Raw genomic sequence first — 15103 nt, 5'->3', positions numbered from 1 at the left:
GATCAGTCGTACAATCCGGTCGACATGTAGCGCTCGCCGGAGTCCCAGAACACGGTGAGCACCAGCGGGTCGTCGCCGGCGACGCCGACGCGATCAGCCGACCGCGGTTCCCATCCCTCGATCGCCACGTCGCTGTAGCCGGGGTCCTCGCCGGCGGCGAACGCCGCGGCCACGTCGCGAGCGCGGAGATTCGAGCCTCCCGAGGACTGCCCGACGAGGATCCCCTCCTCGCGGGCGAGTCGCCGACACTCGGCCTCCGCCTCGTCGAGCCCGACGGTGAGCACGCCGTCGAGGAGATCCGTGTCGAGGTTGGGGCTGACGAACCCGGGACCCATCCCCTGGAAGGAGTCCGACTCCGGCTCCTCACCTGACAGCACCGCCGAGTCCTCGGGCTCGACGGCGACCACGTCCATCTCGGGGAACGCCTCGCGCAGCCGGCGGCCGATGCCGGAGATCGTTCCGCCGGTGCCGACGCCGGCGACGAGCGCGTCCGGCTCGCGCCCGTCGAGTTGGTCCAGGATCTCGACGCCGGTGGTCTCGTAGTGTGCCCCGGGGTTCGCGCCGTTCTCGAACTGCCGGAGCTGGACCATCCCCTCGGCCTCCAGCTCGTCGGCGCGCGCCTTCGCGGCGTCGATGCCGCCGTCGACGAGCTCCAGGTCGGCGCCGTAGGCGGCCATGATCTGCCGTCGCTCCTCGCTTTTCGAGGACGGCATCACGACGGTCACGTCGTACCCCTTCGCGGCGCCGGCCATCGCGATGCCGATACCGGTGTTGCCCGAGGTTGGCTCCACGAGCGTGTCGCCCGGCTCCAGCGTTCCGTCGCCCTCGGCGCGCTCGATCATTCGCACTGCGGGCCGGTCCTTCGCCGATCCGCCCGGGTTGCGCGACTCCAGCTTCGCCGCCACGGTCGCGCCGGGCGGCGAGTCGACCCTGACCAGCGGCGAGCCGATGGTGTCGAGTACCGAATCGTCCATGCCCACGGTACTCGCGTGACGCGTAAATGCTCCCGAGTCAGCGGCAAGCCCTCTGGCGGTCGGCGCGCACGAACGCGTGGCCGGCTCCGTCGACTGCGCGCCCGATCTGCCGGCGGCGTCGTGCTTAACCCGACGTACGCCCCAACAGCGCACATGAGCACGACGCTTTCGACGATGGATGCCGACGCAGCCACCGACATCGACCCGGACGTGGCCGCCGCGCTCGGCGACGAGGGACTGACGTACAAGGTGTGGGGCGGCGACTGGTGTCCCGACTGCACGCAGCAGCTCCCCCAGTTCGCGGCCGCGCTCGACGCCGCGGGCGTCGCCGCGGACCGCATCGAGCAGTTCCCGGTCGAGAAAGTGGACGGCGAGAAGCAGGGGCCGGGGATGGACGAGTACGATGTCGAGTACATCCCGACGGTGATCGTGTTCGACGGCAGCGGGACTGAGGTGGCCAGATTCGTCGAATCCGCCGACAGCGACATCGCGACGTACCTCGCACGCGAACTCGCCGACGGCTGAGCGCTGTTCGGCCGACTTGAGGACGAAGGTTCTTCAGCGAAAACGGGACCAGCCACCGCGTGGTCTGACGACGACCGCGCGGCGGCCAGCGAAACTCCCGGCGACGCCGCCGCGCGCGACAGCAGTCGCTGGGTGTACGCTACCGCCAGAAGGCGTCGAGCGACCGCGCCTCTCAGAACGTCGAGAGTTCGCCCTCGATGACGCGCCGGGTCACGTCGGTAACGTTCGCGAGGCGCTCGTCGATGATCGCGGTCGCCTCCTCCTCGATGTCCGCGACGGCAACGCCCTCGGCGGTGACGACCTGCGCGTCGGCGACGTGGGGCTCGTCGATCGGTCGACCGATCTGCGAGAGCAGGCGGACCTGCAGGTCGCGGATGCCGTCGACCTCCTCGACGACGGCCTCCGCGATGTCCGTCGAGAGGAGGTTGTAGATCTTCCCGATGTGGTTGACGGGGTTCTTGCCGGAGGTCGCCTCCATACTCATCGGCCGGTTCGGCGTGATGAGCCCGTTCGCGCGGTTGCCGCGGCCGACGGAGCCGTCGTCGCCCTGTTCGGCGGAGGTGCCGGTCGTCGTCAGGTAGATCGACCCCGCATCCAGGTCGTCAGCGGTGTTGACGGCGACGCTCACCTCGCGGTCGGTGTAGCTCTCGGCGAGATCTGTGACGTACGCCTCGACGCGCTCGGTCGCCTCGCGGTAGTCGTCGATGCCGTCGATGTACGTGTCGACCATCGCCACCGCGACCGTGATGTCGATGTGGTCGCCCTCGCGCTTCCCCATGATCTTCACGTCGGGGCCGATTTCGGGATGTTCGTCGTGATACGACCCGTTGAGCGCACGCTCGGCCTCGCGGACGATCCGCTCGGTCTCGGTGAGCGGCGCGTGGCCGACGCCGAAGGAGGTGTCGTTCGCCATCGGAACCTGCGCGCCGTCCTCGCCGAAGACGTCCTGGAGGTCGCCCGACCCCTCCCCGAGCTTCACGTCGACGATGACGTCCGTGCCGACCTCCAGCTCCGGGATGTTCTCGCGGAGGTACTCCCGGGCGGATTCCAGCGCGACGCGGCCGACGGGCAGCGTCAGCTCCGTCCCGTCGTCGGTCTCGTACTGCTTCGTCGCGCGGCCGACGATGAGCACGTAGATCGGGTCGATCACCTCGCCGCCGCCGTAGGAGGGTGCCGCGGTGCCGGCGACCAACTGCGTCTCGTCGGTGTTGTAGTGGAGCACCTTGCCGACGCGGTCGAGGTACAACTGGGAGAGGCCACGCGAGACCGCCTCCGCGATGCCGTCGGAGATCGAGTCGGGATGGCCGATCCCCTTTCGCTCGACGATCTCTACCTCGTGGTCCTCAACCGCCCTCCGGTCGAGTTCGGAGACCTGAATGTTCCTCATTAGTCGATGGGAGGAATCCGGTCGCAGTATAACTTGCGGAAAGAGTTCCGAACCAGTCGATTACTCTGAGGAATTGTTCGGCATATCTTGCGATCGGAGCAGGAGTCCGAGGTACGAAGTTCGGATCTGATCGTCGGGATCGATCCTCAGCTTACGGAGGACCGCGTAGGCGCCCTCGCGAGCCGACTCGATCTCCGCCTCGGCGGCCTCGCGCTCCACTTCGACGAACTCGCCGACGCGGGCCACGTCGTCGAGCGTAACAGTGTAGCCGTCGACCGAGAAGAACTCGCGATCCTTCTCGACGGTCGCCGCGGGGGAGAACCCGAGGCCCTCGAAGATCCCCTCGACGGCGTCGCCGTCGGCGACGGCCGTTTCGAACTCCTCCCGTGTCTTCGATTCGGCCTCGACGAGCGGGCCCTTGTAGGTGATCTTCGTCTCGGTGTCTCCGTCCCCATCCCCGTCCGCGTCGGCGGCTCGCGGTTCGTCGTTGCCGGCTGCGTTCGTGTCCCCGGCGACGGTTTCGCGCCGGATCCGGAGCGCCTCGTCCGTTTCGGCGAAGTCACGGTGAGGCGCGTCGTAGTAGGTGTCCACCTGTCGAACGCGCCGGACGCGGGTCGCGTCGATGTCCGCGAGTCGGGCGCGAACCCCGTCGTGGTCGACGCGGACCTTCACCTCCACTTCGTACATGCGACCGCGGTGGGGACGGCCGAGCAAAAGGATGGCGTGTCCACAGAGACGTCGTCCGCCGGATCGCCGCCCGATTCCGCCGTTGTCGTGGCGTTCGCCTGTCCGGCCGAAACGTGACTGTTAAGAAGCGGACGAGCGACGATGCGCACATGAGCGAAGAAGAGCAGGCCGAGGCAGCCGAGACTGCCGACGCCGGCGATGAGGCGAGCGAGGACGCAGTCGACACCGAGGAGTCCGACGACGGGATCCAGAACGGGGACTTCCTCCGGCTGGACTACACCGTCCGCACCGTCCCCGGCGAGGACGAGGAGGAGGGGCGCGTCGTCGACACGACCCACAAGGAGGTCGCCGAGGAGGCCGGCATCGACGACGACGAGTACGACTTCTCCCCGCGCATCATCGTCGTCGGCGAGGGCCACGTGTTCGACTCCGTCGACGAGGACCTCGTTGGCAAGGAAGTCGGCGACACGAACGTCGTCACCGTGCCCGCAGAGGAAGGGTTCGGCGAGTTCGACCCCGACGACGTGCGCACCGTGAGCGCGGAGAAGATCCCGGAGGACGACCGCTACCCCGGCGCCCAGGTCACCATCGACGGCGAGCAGGGCTACGTCGAGACGGTCATCGGCGGGCGCTCGCGCGTCGACTTCAACCACCCGCTGGCGGGCGACGACCTCGAGTACGACTACGAGATCCTCGAGCTCGTCGACGACGACGAGGAGAAGGCCGCCGGCCTCATCGGCATGTACCTCCAGGAGACCCCCGAGGTCCGCATCGAGGAAGAGACCGTCGAGGAGGAGGTCACCGTCGAGTCCGACGACGAGGACGGCGAGCCCGAGACCGAGACGCAGGAGGTCGACAAGCGCACGCTGTACATCGAGGCGACGCCGATGATGCAGATGAACCAGCAGTGGATGTTCTCGAAGCAGCAGATCGCGCAGGACATCATGGGTCGCCTCGACCTCGACCGCGTCGTCGTCGAGGAGGTCATCGACGGCTCCGGCGGCATGATGGGCGGCATGGGCGGCATGATGGGCGGCATGGGCGGCGGTATGGGCGGCGAAGACATCGAGGAGGCCCTCGACGACGTCGACATGGACGACGTCGACGTCGACGCCGACGAGCTCGTCGACGAGCTCGAGGACGCCGACGAATAACGCGCCCGCGCCCTGCGAGCGACCGAACCTGACCCGTCGCACGCGGGACGACGGCCGTGCGCGGTGCACCGGTCTGCCGGTCCCGAACCGACACCGATTACTTGCGGTTCACACATCACCCGATAGATGGATCTCTCGGACGCGCGTGAGGACCTCGCCGTCGCCGCGGCGGCCGCACTGGGCGCGCTCGCATTGACGCTCGGCCTCGACTTCCTCGGGGGCGTGTCGGTGTCAACGCCGGCCCGGCTCGCCCCGGTTGTCGTCTACTTCGCGTACCTGTTCACCCGAAAGGGCGGCCCCTACGGCTCGTTCGACACCCCGCGCAACTGGACCGTGCTGGTGGTCGTCGTCACCGTCGCTGCCGCCGGCTACGCGTTCGCGACGTGACACGACCGTCCGCCAGCGACGCACACACCGCACGTTCTCCGGGAGCGACTGCTCGCTCCCGCGGTTCCCCAGCCGCGGGGCTTAACAGCGATCGAACCCAAGCCCGGCTATGAGTATCGAGACCGACGCGCCGGAGGCGTCCGCGACCGACGACGCCGTCGAGACGCTGGCGGCAGAGCTCGGCGCCGCGATCGCCGACTCCTCCACGTACCGCCGGTTCGAGGAGGCGAAGGAGGCCGTGCAGAACGACGAGGAGGCCCAACAACGCATCTCCGAGTTCGAACAGCTCCGCCAGGAGTTCGCGGTGGCCAAGCAGGCCGGGCAGGCCGACCAAGAGACGATGGAGAAGGTACAGGCCGCCCAACAGGACCTGCACTCGCTGCCGGTGATGCAGGAGTACGTCGAGGCGCAAGACGAGCTACAGGACCGCCTCGAAACGCTGAACATGGCGATCTCGGATCCGCTCGACGTCGATTTCGGCGGGAAGGCCGGCGGCTGCTGCCACGACTGACGCGCGGTTCCGACGACCACACCGCCGGCGCCGGGCCAGTAGTTGCCAGCCGTGTCCGTGTTCCCGGTCGTCCGTTCACTCGGTTCCGACCAGCGGCGACGCCGCGAGAGTTGAAACCGGATACCGACCCAGCCAGCCCATGCTCGCGGTCACCGGCGGGAAGGGCGGCACGGGAAAGACGACGACTGCGCTCGGGTTGGCTCGCGCGTTCGGGAGGGCCGGGACGCCGGCGATCGCGGTCGACGCCGACTGGGATCTGCCCGATCTGGGCGCGCTGTCCGGAGTGCGGCGACGGGTCACGTATCCCGACCGGAGAGACGACGACTCGCCGCTGGCTGCCGCGGTTGCCGACGCCGGCGCGCCGGCGGTCCGAGTCCTCCCGGCGCCGACCGACAGTCGCGACCGCGACCTCCGGGGGTCGCTCCGGGCGGTCGGCGCGTCGGCGCCGCAGGGAACCCGTGTGCTCGTCGACTGTCCCGCGGGGGCCGCCCCGGACGCGGTCGCGCCGCTGCGCGTCGCCGACGGCGCGCTGCTCGTGACCGAGCCGTGCGCGGCGGCCCTGCGCGACGCCGCGAAGACCGCCGCCGTCGCCCGGCGACTGGACACGCCGGTCGTTGGCGCCGTCGTGACGAGAGCGACCGTCGTTCCACCCGGTGTGCGCGATCTCCTCGGGTGCCCGATCGTCGCGCGGGTGCCCCGCGCGTCGGCGCCGCAGGACGGGAACGGGAACGCGAGCGGATCCGATCCCGTGCTCGGGGACGGGCGGGTCGTCGACGCGTACGCGCGGGGTGCGGATGCGGTGGCCGGGACGAGTCCGAGTGAAACTGACCCGACACGAGCGTGAGAAACGGTTATATCGCGCCGGATCGTCATTCCATCGCATGGCGGATCGACTTCCGACCGGGATCGACGTGCTCGATCGCCGTCTCGACGGCGGGATCCCGGCCGGGAGCATCGTGTTGTTCTCGGCGGATCCGGCGAGCCAGTCGGAGCTGCTGTTGTACGAGCTCACGGACGCGCGCGGCACGCTGTACCTCACGACGCTGCGCTCGGATCAGGCCGTCGAGGACGCGCTCGAACGGACGAAGTCGCGGGCGGGCACCCCGACCGTTCGCGACATCGGGGGCGACGCGCCGCTTGACGCGGCCAACCGGCTCGTCAGCGCGCTCCCCGAGAACGCGAACCTCATCATCGACGTCGCCGACCCGCTGGAGCGGGCCGACCGCTCGCGGTACCGGCGCTTCCTCACCGAACTGCAGACGGCGATGGTCAACACCGAAAGCGTCGCCTTCCTCCACGCGATGAAGCAGGACGACGAGCCGCGCAACCGCGCGATGACCGAGCACGTCGCCGACGTGGTGTGGGACCTCGACACCCAGGTGCGCGGCTCGGACGTGGTCAACAAGCTCGCCGTCCCGAAGTTCCGCGGCGGCCGCGCGCTCGACGAGACGGTGAAGCTGAAACTCGAGGAGCGCGTCGCCATCGACACCTCCCGCGACATCGCGTAGTCGTCGCGTCTCGATCACAGAGCCGTCGCGTTTCAGGTGTGTTTTTGGTCCGACGTCCCCGCCCCCGGATATGGTCTCGTTGCTCCCCGCGATCGGGCTCGCGCTCGTCGGGACTGCCGTCGTCTGGATTGCCGGCGGCCGACTCGAATCCGCGAGCGAACGCCTCGGCGCCCACTATGGCCTCCCCGCAGTCGTGCAGGGCGCCGTCATCGCCGCGGTCGGCTCGTCGTTCCCGGAACTGACGAGCGTCGTGGTGTCGGTGCTGTTGCACGGCGACTTCGACCTCGGGGTCGGCGCCATCGTCGGGTCCGCCGTGTTCAACATCCTCGTCATTCCCGGCTGGAGCGCCCTGCGTGGTCGGGGGTTGCGGGCGGATCGCGACGTGGTGTACAAGGAGACGCAGTTCTACATGCTCGCGGTCGCCGTGCTGCTGCTCACGTTCTCGCTGGGCGTGATCTACGCGCCACAGCCTGTCACCGGCGGGCTCACCTCGACGCTCACGCGGCCGCTTGCCCTCATCCCGCTCGGACTGTACGCCGTGTACCTCTTCATCCAGTCGCAGGACGTGTCCGATTTCGACGCCCCCGAGGTCGACGACGTGAACGCCGCCCGTCAGTGGCTCCTGCTCGCCGGATCGCTCGTCGCGATCGTCGCCGGCGTCGAGGCCCTCGTCCAGGCCGCGCTCTCGCTGGAGGCGGCGCTGGGCGTCCCCTCGGCCGTCTGGGGGCTCACCGTCGTCGCCGCGGGGACCAGTCTGCCGGACACGGTCGTGTCTGTACGCGCCGCCGAGGCGGGTCGCGGGCCGACGAGCCTCGCGAACGTCCTCGGTAGCAACACCTTCGACCTGCTCGTGGCGGTCCCTGTCGGCGTCCTGCTCGTTCCGGGGGGCACCGTTGCGCTGGACTTCGGCACGGCGGTCCCGATGATGGGCTTTCTCACCGTCGCGACGATCGGCTTCCTCGTCGTCACGCGAACCGACTTCGAACTCGACCGTCCGGAGGCGGTGTCGCTGCTCGGGCTGTACGGCGTCTTCCTCGCGTGGATGGTGCTGGAGACGCTGGGCGTCACGGCGCTCGTTCCGGGCATCTGATTCCTCACGGGCCGTTTGCTACAGGGTTCGGCCCGCCGCGACCGGGACGACAGCGCCGCCGACCTCGATCGCCGGCTCCCCGTCCGGATCGCGGTCGGCACGGAGGCGGAGCCGCGACGGCCGACCCATCTCGTACCCCTGCTCGACGGTCGCGGCGACCGGTCCGTCCCCGAGGTATCCGTGTTCGAGCAGCCACCCGGCGAGACAGCCGGCGGCCGACCCGGTCGCCGGATCCTCCGGAACGCCCGCCCAGTCGGCGAACACCCGGGCGTGGAGGTCGCCGCCGTCGACCCCGCCGCGGGCGAACGCGAGCACGTTGTGGCCGCCGTACTCGTCGATGAACTCGCCGTATTCGGGTTCGGTCGTGGCCGCGCGCTCGACCGCGCCGACCGACGCGAGCGGCACCACCAGCGTCGGGAGGCCGGTCGACACCGACTGCACCGGGTACTCCGTGTCGACCTCGGCCGTGTCGAGACCGAGCACGTCGGCGGCGACCCCGGCGGGGACCGTCTGGCCGAACTCGGGCGGGATCTGGCGCATCCAGTACTCCTCACGAACGGAACTGCCGCCGTCACGGTCGGGTACACCGTCCGCGACGCTGTCGCCGTCGGGTCCGCCATCGTCGACGCGTTCGATCCACACGTCGATCGGGCCGACGCCGAGATTCAGCGTCAGTTCGTCGCCGTCGCGGTCCGTCGAAGCGTCGTCGCACTCGCGGTCGATCGGAGTGTCGTCGCCGTCGTGGTCGATCGGAGTGTCGTCGCCGTCGGCGGCCGTCCCACCGCCGGTGTCGCGGTCGCCGTCGACCAACTCGCGCAGCACCGCGGCGGTGCCGAGCGTCGGGTGGCCCGCGAACGGGATCTCCTCGGCCGGGTCGAAGATACGGACGTCGTAGCCGCCGTCCGTCGTCCCCTCGACGAAGGTACACTCCGAGAAGTTGGTCTCGCGAGTGAGCGCGAGCAGATCCTCGTCGGGGAGGTCCGCCGTGTCGTGGAACACGGCGAGCTGGTTGCCGGTGAAGCGCTCGCCGTCGCGGGCGAACACGTCCACCACGTGGAACCGGTGGCCGGTCATGTCGACGACTGCGTCGGGGACCCTGAAGGGCGTATCGGCGGCGTGCGAGGCGTTCTCGCGGGAGTCGCCGGAGCGCGCCGCTTAACCGCCTCCGGTAGTTACCGAGGTGCAATGAGCCAGCGGAGCGAGGGCGACCTCACCAAGACGGGGATGTCGCTCAAACACGACCGCGAGTGGGACTACGAACTCGACCGCATCGTCGAGGCGGTCGAGGAGCGCGACGCCGACAAGGTCGGCCTCCAGTTCCCCGAGGGGCTGAAGCGCCGCGCGCCCGCGGTCGCCGACGACCTCCGGGAGCTGACCGACGACGTGACGTACCTCATCTCGGGCCAGCCCTGCTACGGCGCCTGCGACCTCGACACCTACCTGATGCGCCGGTGTGACGTGTTCGTCCACTTCGGCCACTCGCCGATGAAGGACTCGGACAAGATCATCTACGTCCCCCTGTTCTCCAACGTCGACCCCTTCCCGATCATGGAGGAGTCGCTGGCGGAACTCGAGGACCCCGAGGACGACCCCGACGTGGGGCTCGTCACGACCGCCCAGCACATGAACCTCTTCGGCGACATGGTCGACTGGCTGGAGGAGCGCGGCTACGAGGTCCACACCCGCCGCGGCGACGACCGCCTCACCCACGAGGGGCAGGTGCTCGGCTGCAACTACGCCAGCGCCGACATCGACGCCGATCAGGTGCTGTACATCGGCGGCGGGAAGTTTCACCCGCTCGGCCTCGCGATGGAGCATCCCGACAAGACGGTCGTCATCGGCGACCCCGTCAACAACGTCGTCACGATCGCCGACACCGAGAAGTTCCTCAAGCAGCGCTACGGCGCCGTCCACCGCGCGATGGACGCCGACACCTTCGGCGTCATCTTCTGCACGAAGATCGGGCAGGGACGCTGGGAGAAGGCCGAGGAGATCGTCGAGAACAACGACAACGCCCACCTCATCACGATGGACGAGGTGACGCCCGACCGCCTGCGCAACTTCGACTTCGACGCGTTCGTCAACACCGGCTGCCCGCGGATCACCACCGACGACGGGCCGCGGTTCCACAAGCCGATGCTCACGCCCGGCGAGTACGAGATCGCCGTCGGCAACGAGCCGCTCGAGGACCTGGAGTTCGACACCTTCCACGGCACCTGGTAGGCGCGACGTAGTCGACTACCCGCCTGCGATCACCGGTTTCGTCCGAGTTCTCGTGCGGTCACACGAACACGACGAGGATCGCCGACCGCCCATCGCAAACTATTCACCACAGGCGACGCCCTCGCCGATGATGCCCTCCACATCGATGCCCTCCACCCGCAGGGTCGGCGGCGCCGTCGCGGTCGTCGCCGCCGTCGCCGTGACCGCCACGCTGGCGCTGATCGCCGCCGCCGGCGTCGCGACCGCACAGCCCGGGGCCACGGACCCGCGGTCCTCGCTCGACCTCGGAACCAGGCTCGCGGTGAACTTCGGCGCGTGATTCGTGATCAACCTCCTCCTCGGCGGCGCGCTCGTCGCCTTCGGCCCGGAGTACGCCGCGCGAAAGCTCGATGAGCTCCGCGACGACCCGGGCGAGGCGGTCGTCTGGGGGCTGATCGTCGGGATCGGCGTCCCGATCGCGCTGGGGATCCTGGCGATCACGATCATCGGGTTAGTGATCGCCATCCCGGGGGTACTCGTCCTCGCTGGCGTCGGGATCGTCGGCTCGGCCGTGATGGTCGGCGTCGTCGGCAGTTCCCTCACCGGCGGGGACGACCCCGACGGGACGGCCGTGCTGGTCGGCGCGCTCGTGCTGGCGCTCGCGACGGCGATCCCGGTGGTCGGTGGCCTGATCAACTGGATCGTCACCCTCCCGGGCGTCGGAATGGTCGGCCACGACCTCTACCGCTCCTGGCGCGGTTGACGGCGACGCCAACGACGCCGACGGCGTCGGTTCGTGACCACCGGAGGATCAGTTCGCGGACCGGCCGAACGTCTGCGCGTCGACGAGCGCCACGCACTCGGCGATGTTGTCGCGCATCGCCGCGAACTCGAGCGTTCGATGTGCACTCGGTGTCATGTTTGTGTCGGTGGTGTGCTTCGACATATGCTTTTGGGGGATGATAGCACGGCTAATTGTTATCCGGATGCTGCGTCGCCGGTAGTCGGTCGCTTCCAGAAGCGAACCATACGGAAGTCACAGGGCCTGCGTTCCAGCGGGCGCCGGCTGCGTCGAGTCGACAGGCCTTACCGCTCATGCCCGGAAGCGCCAGCCATGAGCGACGCGAGCGACCCGGCGATCACGTCCGACTGGGGCGACTGGCTCCCGCGAACGATCGAGGCCGCCGAGCCCGACGGCGTGGCGGTCTGGTATCTCGGCTGCAACGGCTTCGTCCTGAAGGGTGCGAACGAGACGAGCCTCTGGATCGACCCGTACGTCGGGCTCGGCGACCCGCCGCGCACCGTCCGAATGATCCCGGTGCCGTTCGACCCGCGGGACGTGTACGACGCCGACGCGGTGCTTTCGACCCACGAGCACACCGACCACACGCACGGCCCCTCGCAGGCGCCGATCCTCGCGAACTCCGAGGCCGACTTCTACGCCGCCGACGACTCCCTCGCGGTGACGGACGACGAGGACTGGACCGACAACTGGGACGTCGACGACGACCAACTGAACGAGGTCGAGGAAGGCGACTCGTTCTCCGTCGGCGGCTTCGAGATCGACGTGGTTCGGGTCGAGGACGCCGATGCGACCCATCCGATCGGCTACGTGATCCGGTACGGCGACACGACCGTCTTCCACGGCGGCGACACGAAGCCTCACGACGGCTTCGCCGACCTCGGGGCCGAGTACGACATCGACCTGGCGGTCGTCGCGTTCGGCTCCGTCGGGCGCGTCCCCGACAAGCGGACGCGCGAACCCCAGCGTACGCGCTGGTACTGCGACGAGAACCAGGCCGTCGAGGTCGCCGAGGCGCTGCGGGCGGATCGCATGCTCCCGAGCCACTGGGACATGTGGAAGGGGCTGACAGCCGACCCGACCGCGCTCCACAAGCACGTTCGTGGCTTCGAGTACCCCGAGCGCCTCGACATCGTCGAGATCGGCGACCGGCTCGACCTCTGAGGGACGCCCGCGACGCGACGGCCGTCGCGATTCGACGTCCGCAAACCCTCAGGGTTTTCACTCCCTCCCGACAGTCGGGTGTCATGGACCACGCCCTCGCAGTCGTCGGACCGACCGAAACCGCGAAGACGCTGACGCTGGAGGCCGGCAGGCTCGCCGCCGGCGTCGACGCCGACCTCACGCTGTTATACGTCGCCGACGAGGACGAGTACGACGAACAGCGCAAGCAGCTCGCACAGGTGACCCGGGGCAACTCCACCTACAGCGTCGGCCAAGCCGTCGAAGGGGCGCGGGCGTATGCCTCCGATATCGGCCGCGAAGTCTTGGAGGACATCGATATCGAGTACGAGGCCGTCGGCACGGTCGGCGACCGCGCTGAAACCGTCCTGTCCGAGGCGCGCCGGCGCGGCTGCGATCACGTCTTCATCGCCGGGCGCAAGCGCTCGCCGACCGGCAAGGCGCTGTTCGGCGACGACACTCAGCGCATCATCCTCGAGGCCGACGTGCCCGTCACTGTCGTCACCGAGTAGCGCTCGCGCGGGCGACAGCCGGAGACGACCTCCGCCGGCGTGTGTGACGGCGCCGGCGGCGGACTGAGGAGACGCGCGCCCCGCCGACGAGTCCGACCCCGGAGACCGCTGTCCGGCGGCCTCGCGGCCTGTCGATGCGATAATCGGCCCGGTGACTTTTTATACTGTACTCGGCTCGATGTATCCATGAGTCAGGGGCCCGATACCACAGGCGTCGTCACCGTCGAGGAGGACGGCGTCACCGTCGAGAAGCGATTCACCGCCGACGAGTTCCCCGTCCCCGCGATCGAGTTCACCCTCCGCTCGGACCGCGAGGACGCGACCGAGTTCCGTCTCGTCGACGAGATCCCGGAGGACTTCCCGATGGAGCGTATCGGCTTTCACCCGGAATACGAGTCCGAACACTGGACGGCGTATCAGGACCACCGCGTCGAGTACCGCCGCCGACTCGACGCCGGCGAGGAAGTGGTCACGGTGTACGGGATCCGAACCGACGATCCCGACGACGGCGAGCAGTTCCTCGGGGCGCCGACGGTCGCCGAGGTGTCCGAGGACGACGACCCCGTCGGCGACGTGGCCGACGTGATCGGCGACGACTCCTCGCAGGCCGTCAGAGATGTGCTCGCCGGGGACGATACCGACGACGAGGCCGCGGACGACGACGGGTCCGACGGGCTCGACCTCGCCGGCGCTGAATCGGATCTGGGCGCCGGGGAAGCGACCGACCCGCTCGCCGCGGACGACTCCTCCGAGGCGGGCGGCGGCGTCGAATCCGAACTCGACGAGTTGGACGCCGACGAGACCCACGAGGACGACGAGACGACCGTCGATGAGGCGACCGGTGACGACGCGGACGACCCCGACGGACTGCTCGATCTCGATCCCGACGAGGACGGCGACGAGGCGTACGACACCGACGGCGAGTCCGGCGTCGACGACCTCGGTGTCGAAGCCGACGCCGACTCCGACGCCGATGTTCCGCTTGATCTCGACGACGACGCAGCTGACGAGAGCGAGGGCGACCTCAACGGCGGAGCCGACGACCACCGTGTCGACACCGCAGCAGCCTACAGTGACCTCGACGACGAGCCTGCTGAGATCGCGGACGACGAAGCGTCCGAAACGGACGCCGTCGGCGACATGGGCGACGACACCGACGAGGCTGATACCGCCACCGATGAGACGGATCGGCCCGCCGGAACTGCCGCAGGAACGGGCGCAGCCGGGGCTGCCGCCGGCGGTGTCGCCGCCGCGCTCGCCGAGGAACTCCGCGCGGGGACCGTCTCGGAGGCGGACCGCGAACTCCTCAAGCAGGAACTGGAACTCGACCGTTCGACGAGTGTCGACGCGCGCATCTCCCGACTCCAGTCGAAAGTCGAGGACATGGCGGCGTACTCGAACGCGCTGGAGGAGTTCATCGACGAGAACGGCCTCGCCAGCGAGTGGATGGACGGGCTTCAGGCCGACCTCGACGAGCTGACCGACGACATCGCGGACGCCCGCGATGAGATCGCCGACGCTGCCGACGAGCGCGCGTCCATGCGCGACGAGGTCGACTCGGTACGGGAAGACGCACGAACCGCCGGCGAGGACGCGCAGTCCGCCAGCGAGGAGATGGATTCCCTCGGCGAGGAGGTCGACACGCTTCGCGAGGACGTGGACGAACTGGGCGACGAGGTCGGCGACACCGCCGAATCGCTTGAAGCGTCGCTCGAGGAGGTCAGCGCTGACCTCGACGACCTCGCCGAGGAGGTCGCCGACGAGGACGAGGCCGTCGCGGAGGTGCGCGAGGAGCTGGCGTCGCTGGGCGAGGAGGTCGAGTCCGTCTCGGCGCTCGTCGACGACGAACTGTCCGAGATGCGCGCCGAACTCGAGGACGTCAACGACGACCTCGCGGGGTTCGAGGAGTTCCGGACGCGGCTCTCGTCGGTGTTCGGACCCGGCGGCGCTGCCGGCGCCGGCGGCACCGACGCCAGTGGTACCGACGCCGACGGCGACGATACCGACGACGACGCGGGCGGGGAGTAACACGGCGACGCCCGCCACGGGAGCCTTTCCTTCCCGTCGGCGCTTTTTCGGTCGGAGATCCATGTCGCAGGACAGCGGCCGGTATCGCGGGCCGACGATCGGTATCGCGCCCCGACGAGCCGAGTCGGAGGTCGACCGCCGCATGACGGAAACG

17 protein-coding genes are annotated in these 15103 nt (G+C 69.2%); 13 read left to right on the top strand and 4 right to left on the bottom strand.

Annotated features, from left to right (window positions below; all coding sequences use genetic code 11):
- Nucleotides 1–2 precede the first annotated feature (2 nt).
- On the bottom strand, nt 3–974 hold the full coding sequence (locus ABJD39_RS12430; RefSeq protein ID WP_348609143.1) for a PLP-dependent cysteine synthase family protein: 972 nt from the start codon (nt 972–974) through the stop codon (nt 3–5).
- Nucleotides 975–1127: 153 nt separating this feature from the next.
- Between ABJD39_RS12430 and ABJD39_RS12425 the strand changes: the two genes are divergently transcribed.
- Nucleotides 1128–1499, top strand: a complete 372-nt coding sequence (locus ABJD39_RS12425) for a thioredoxin family protein (RefSeq protein ID WP_348609141.1) — start codon at nt 1128–1130, stop codon at nt 1497–1499.
- Nucleotides 1500–1671: 172 nt separating this feature from the next.
- Here the strand turns inward: ABJD39_RS12425 and ABJD39_RS12420 are convergent, their stop codons facing one another.
- Nucleotides 1672–2886: a methionine adenosyltransferase gene (locus tag ABJD39_RS12420; RefSeq protein WP_348609138.1), complete on the bottom strand. Its 1215-nt coding sequence runs from the start codon at nt 2884–2886 to the stop codon at nt 1672–1674.
- Between the two features lie 60 nt (nt 2887–2946).
- Nucleotides 2947–3573, bottom strand: a complete 627-nt coding sequence (gene cyaB / locus ABJD39_RS12415; protein ID WP_348609135.1) for a class IV adenylate cyclase — start codon at nt 3571–3573, stop codon at nt 2947–2949.
- Between the two features lie 149 nt (nt 3574–3722).
- On the opposite strand from cyaB, the gene ABJD39_RS12410 reads away from it, so the two are divergent.
- From ABJD39_RS12410 to ABJD39_RS12385, 6 genes are all read left to right on the top strand, one after another.
- Nucleotides 3723–4727 carry an FKBP-type peptidyl-prolyl cis-trans isomerase gene (locus ABJD39_RS12410; protein ID WP_348609132.1) on the top strand — a complete coding sequence of 335 codons (1005 nt, stop codon included), beginning with the start codon at nt 3723–3725 and terminating at the stop codon, nt 4725–4727.
- A gap of 126 nt (nt 4728–4853) precedes the next feature.
- Complete coding sequence (locus tag ABJD39_RS12405) at nt 4854–5114, top strand: hypothetical protein (protein WP_348609129.1); 261 nt, start codon at nt 4854–4856, stop codon at nt 5112–5114.
- Nucleotides 5115–5223: 109 nt separating this feature from the next.
- Nucleotides 5224–5625, top strand: a complete 402-nt coding sequence (locus ABJD39_RS12400) for a YlbF family regulator (protein WP_348609126.1) — start codon at nt 5224–5226, stop codon at nt 5623–5625.
- 139 nt (nt 5626–5764) lie between these two features.
- Complete coding sequence (locus ABJD39_RS12395; protein ID WP_348609123.1) at nt 5765–6469, top strand: MinD/ParA family ATP-binding protein; 705 nt, start codon at nt 5765–5767, stop codon at nt 6467–6469.
- Nucleotides 6470–6506: 37 nt separating this feature from the next.
- Nucleotides 6507–7133: an RAD55 family ATPase gene (locus tag ABJD39_RS12390; protein WP_348609121.1), complete on the top strand. Its 627-nt coding sequence runs from the start codon at nt 6507–6509 to the stop codon at nt 7131–7133.
- Between the two features lie 70 nt (nt 7134–7203).
- Nucleotides 7204–8223, top strand: coding sequence for a sodium:calcium antiporter (locus ABJD39_RS12385; protein ID WP_348609118.1), 1020 nt, complete (start codon nt 7204–7206; stop codon nt 8221–8223).
- Between the two features lie 18 nt (nt 8224–8241).
- On the opposite strand, the gene ABJD39_RS12380 is transcribed toward ABJD39_RS12385, so the two are convergent.
- Entirely contained in the window at nt 8242–9297 is a 1056-nt protein-coding gene (locus ABJD39_RS12380; RefSeq protein ID WP_348609115.1) for a PhzF family phenazine biosynthesis protein, read from the bottom strand.
- 111 nt (nt 9298–9408) lie between these two features.
- Between ABJD39_RS12380 and dph2 the strand changes: the two genes are divergently transcribed.
- The 6 genes from dph2 (at nt 9409) to ABJD39_RS12350 (ending at nt 14949) form a co-directional block, all read left to right on the top strand.
- Nucleotides 9409–10446, top strand: coding sequence for a diphthamide biosynthesis enzyme Dph2 (gene dph2, locus ABJD39_RS12375; protein ID WP_348609112.1), 1038 nt, complete (start codon nt 9409–9411; stop codon nt 10444–10446).
- 130 nt (nt 10447–10576) lie between these two features.
- Nucleotides 10577–10765: a hypothetical protein gene (locus ABJD39_RS12370; protein ID WP_348609109.1), complete on the top strand. Its 189-nt coding sequence runs from the start codon at nt 10577–10579 to the stop codon at nt 10763–10765.
- Nucleotides 10766–10768: 3 nt separating this feature from the next.
- On the top strand, nt 10769–11188 hold the full coding sequence (locus ABJD39_RS12365; RefSeq protein WP_348609107.1) for a hypothetical protein: 420 nt from the start codon (nt 10769–10771) through the stop codon (nt 11186–11188).
- A gap of 351 nt (nt 11189–11539) precedes the next feature.
- On the top strand, nt 11540–12391 hold the full coding sequence (locus ABJD39_RS12360) for an MBL fold metallo-hydrolase (protein ID WP_348609104.1): 852 nt from the start codon (nt 11540–11542) through the stop codon (nt 12389–12391).
- 83 nt (nt 12392–12474) lie between these two features.
- Nucleotides 12475–12921, top strand: a complete 447-nt coding sequence (locus ABJD39_RS12355; RefSeq protein WP_348609102.1) for a universal stress protein — start codon at nt 12475–12477, stop codon at nt 12919–12921.
- A 186-nt stretch (nt 12922–13107) separates the two neighbouring features.
- Nucleotides 13108–14949, top strand: coding sequence for a hypothetical protein (locus tag ABJD39_RS12350; RefSeq protein ID WP_348609099.1), 1842 nt, complete (start codon nt 13108–13110; stop codon nt 14947–14949).
- Nucleotides 14950–15103 lie beyond the last annotated feature (154 nt).

It is taken from the genome of Halobaculum rarum (genome assembly GCF_040025155.1).
Lineage (GTDB): Archaea > Halobacteriota > Halobacteria > Halobacteriales > Haloferacaceae > Halobaculum > Halobaculum rarum.
Note: the sequence above shows the minus strand (reverse complement) of the source record. Positions and strands in the feature narration are given on the sequence as shown.

Coding starts and splice junctions, on each gene's coding strand:
- ABJD39_RS12430 (WP_348609143.1), bottom strand. CDS start 974: ATGGACGATTCGGTACTCGACACCATCGGCTCGCCGCTGGTCAGGGTC.
- ABJD39_RS12425 (WP_348609141.1), top strand. CDS start 1,128: ATGAGCACGACGCTTTCGACGATGGATGCCGACGCAGCCACCGACATC.
- ABJD39_RS12420 (WP_348609138.1), bottom strand. CDS start 2,886: ATGAGGAACATTCAGGTCTCCGAACTCGACCGGAGGGCGGTTGAGGAC.
- cyaB (WP_348609135.1), bottom strand. CDS start 3,573: ATGTACGAAGTGGAGGTGAAGGTCCGCGTCGACCACGACGGGGTTCGC.
- ABJD39_RS12410 (WP_348609132.1), top strand. CDS start 3,723: ATGAGCGAAGAAGAGCAGGCCGAGGCAGCCGAGACTGCCGACGCCGGC.
- ABJD39_RS12405 (WP_348609129.1), top strand. CDS start 4,854: ATGGATCTCTCGGACGCGCGTGAGGACCTCGCCGTCGCCGCGGCGGCC.
- ABJD39_RS12400 (WP_348609126.1), top strand. CDS start 5,224: ATGAGTATCGAGACCGACGCGCCGGAGGCGTCCGCGACCGACGACGCC.
- ABJD39_RS12395 (WP_348609123.1), top strand. CDS start 5,765: ATGCTCGCGGTCACCGGCGGGAAGGGCGGCACGGGAAAGACGACGACT.
- ABJD39_RS12390 (WP_348609121.1), top strand. CDS start 6,507: ATGGCGGATCGACTTCCGACCGGGATCGACGTGCTCGATCGCCGTCTC.
- ABJD39_RS12385 (WP_348609118.1), top strand. CDS start 7,204: ATGGTCTCGTTGCTCCCCGCGATCGGGCTCGCGCTCGTCGGGACTGCC.
- ABJD39_RS12380 (WP_348609115.1), bottom strand. CDS start 9,297: ATGACCGGCCACCGGTTCCACGTGGTGGACGTGTTCGCCCGCGACGGC.
- dph2 (WP_348609112.1), top strand. CDS start 9,409: ATGAGCCAGCGGAGCGAGGGCGACCTCACCAAGACGGGGATGTCGCTC.
- ABJD39_RS12370 (WP_348609109.1), top strand. CDS start 10,577: ATGCCCTCCACATCGATGCCCTCCACCCGCAGGGTCGGCGGCGCCGTC.
- ABJD39_RS12360 (WP_348609104.1), top strand. CDS start 11,540: ATGAGCGACGCGAGCGACCCGGCGATCACGTCCGACTGGGGCGACTGG.
- ABJD39_RS12355 (WP_348609102.1), top strand. CDS start 12,475: ATGGACCACGCCCTCGCAGTCGTCGGACCGACCGAAACCGCGAAGACG.
- ABJD39_RS12350 (WP_348609099.1), top strand. CDS start 13,108: ATGAGTCAGGGGCCCGATACCACAGGCGTCGTCACCGTCGAGGAGGAC.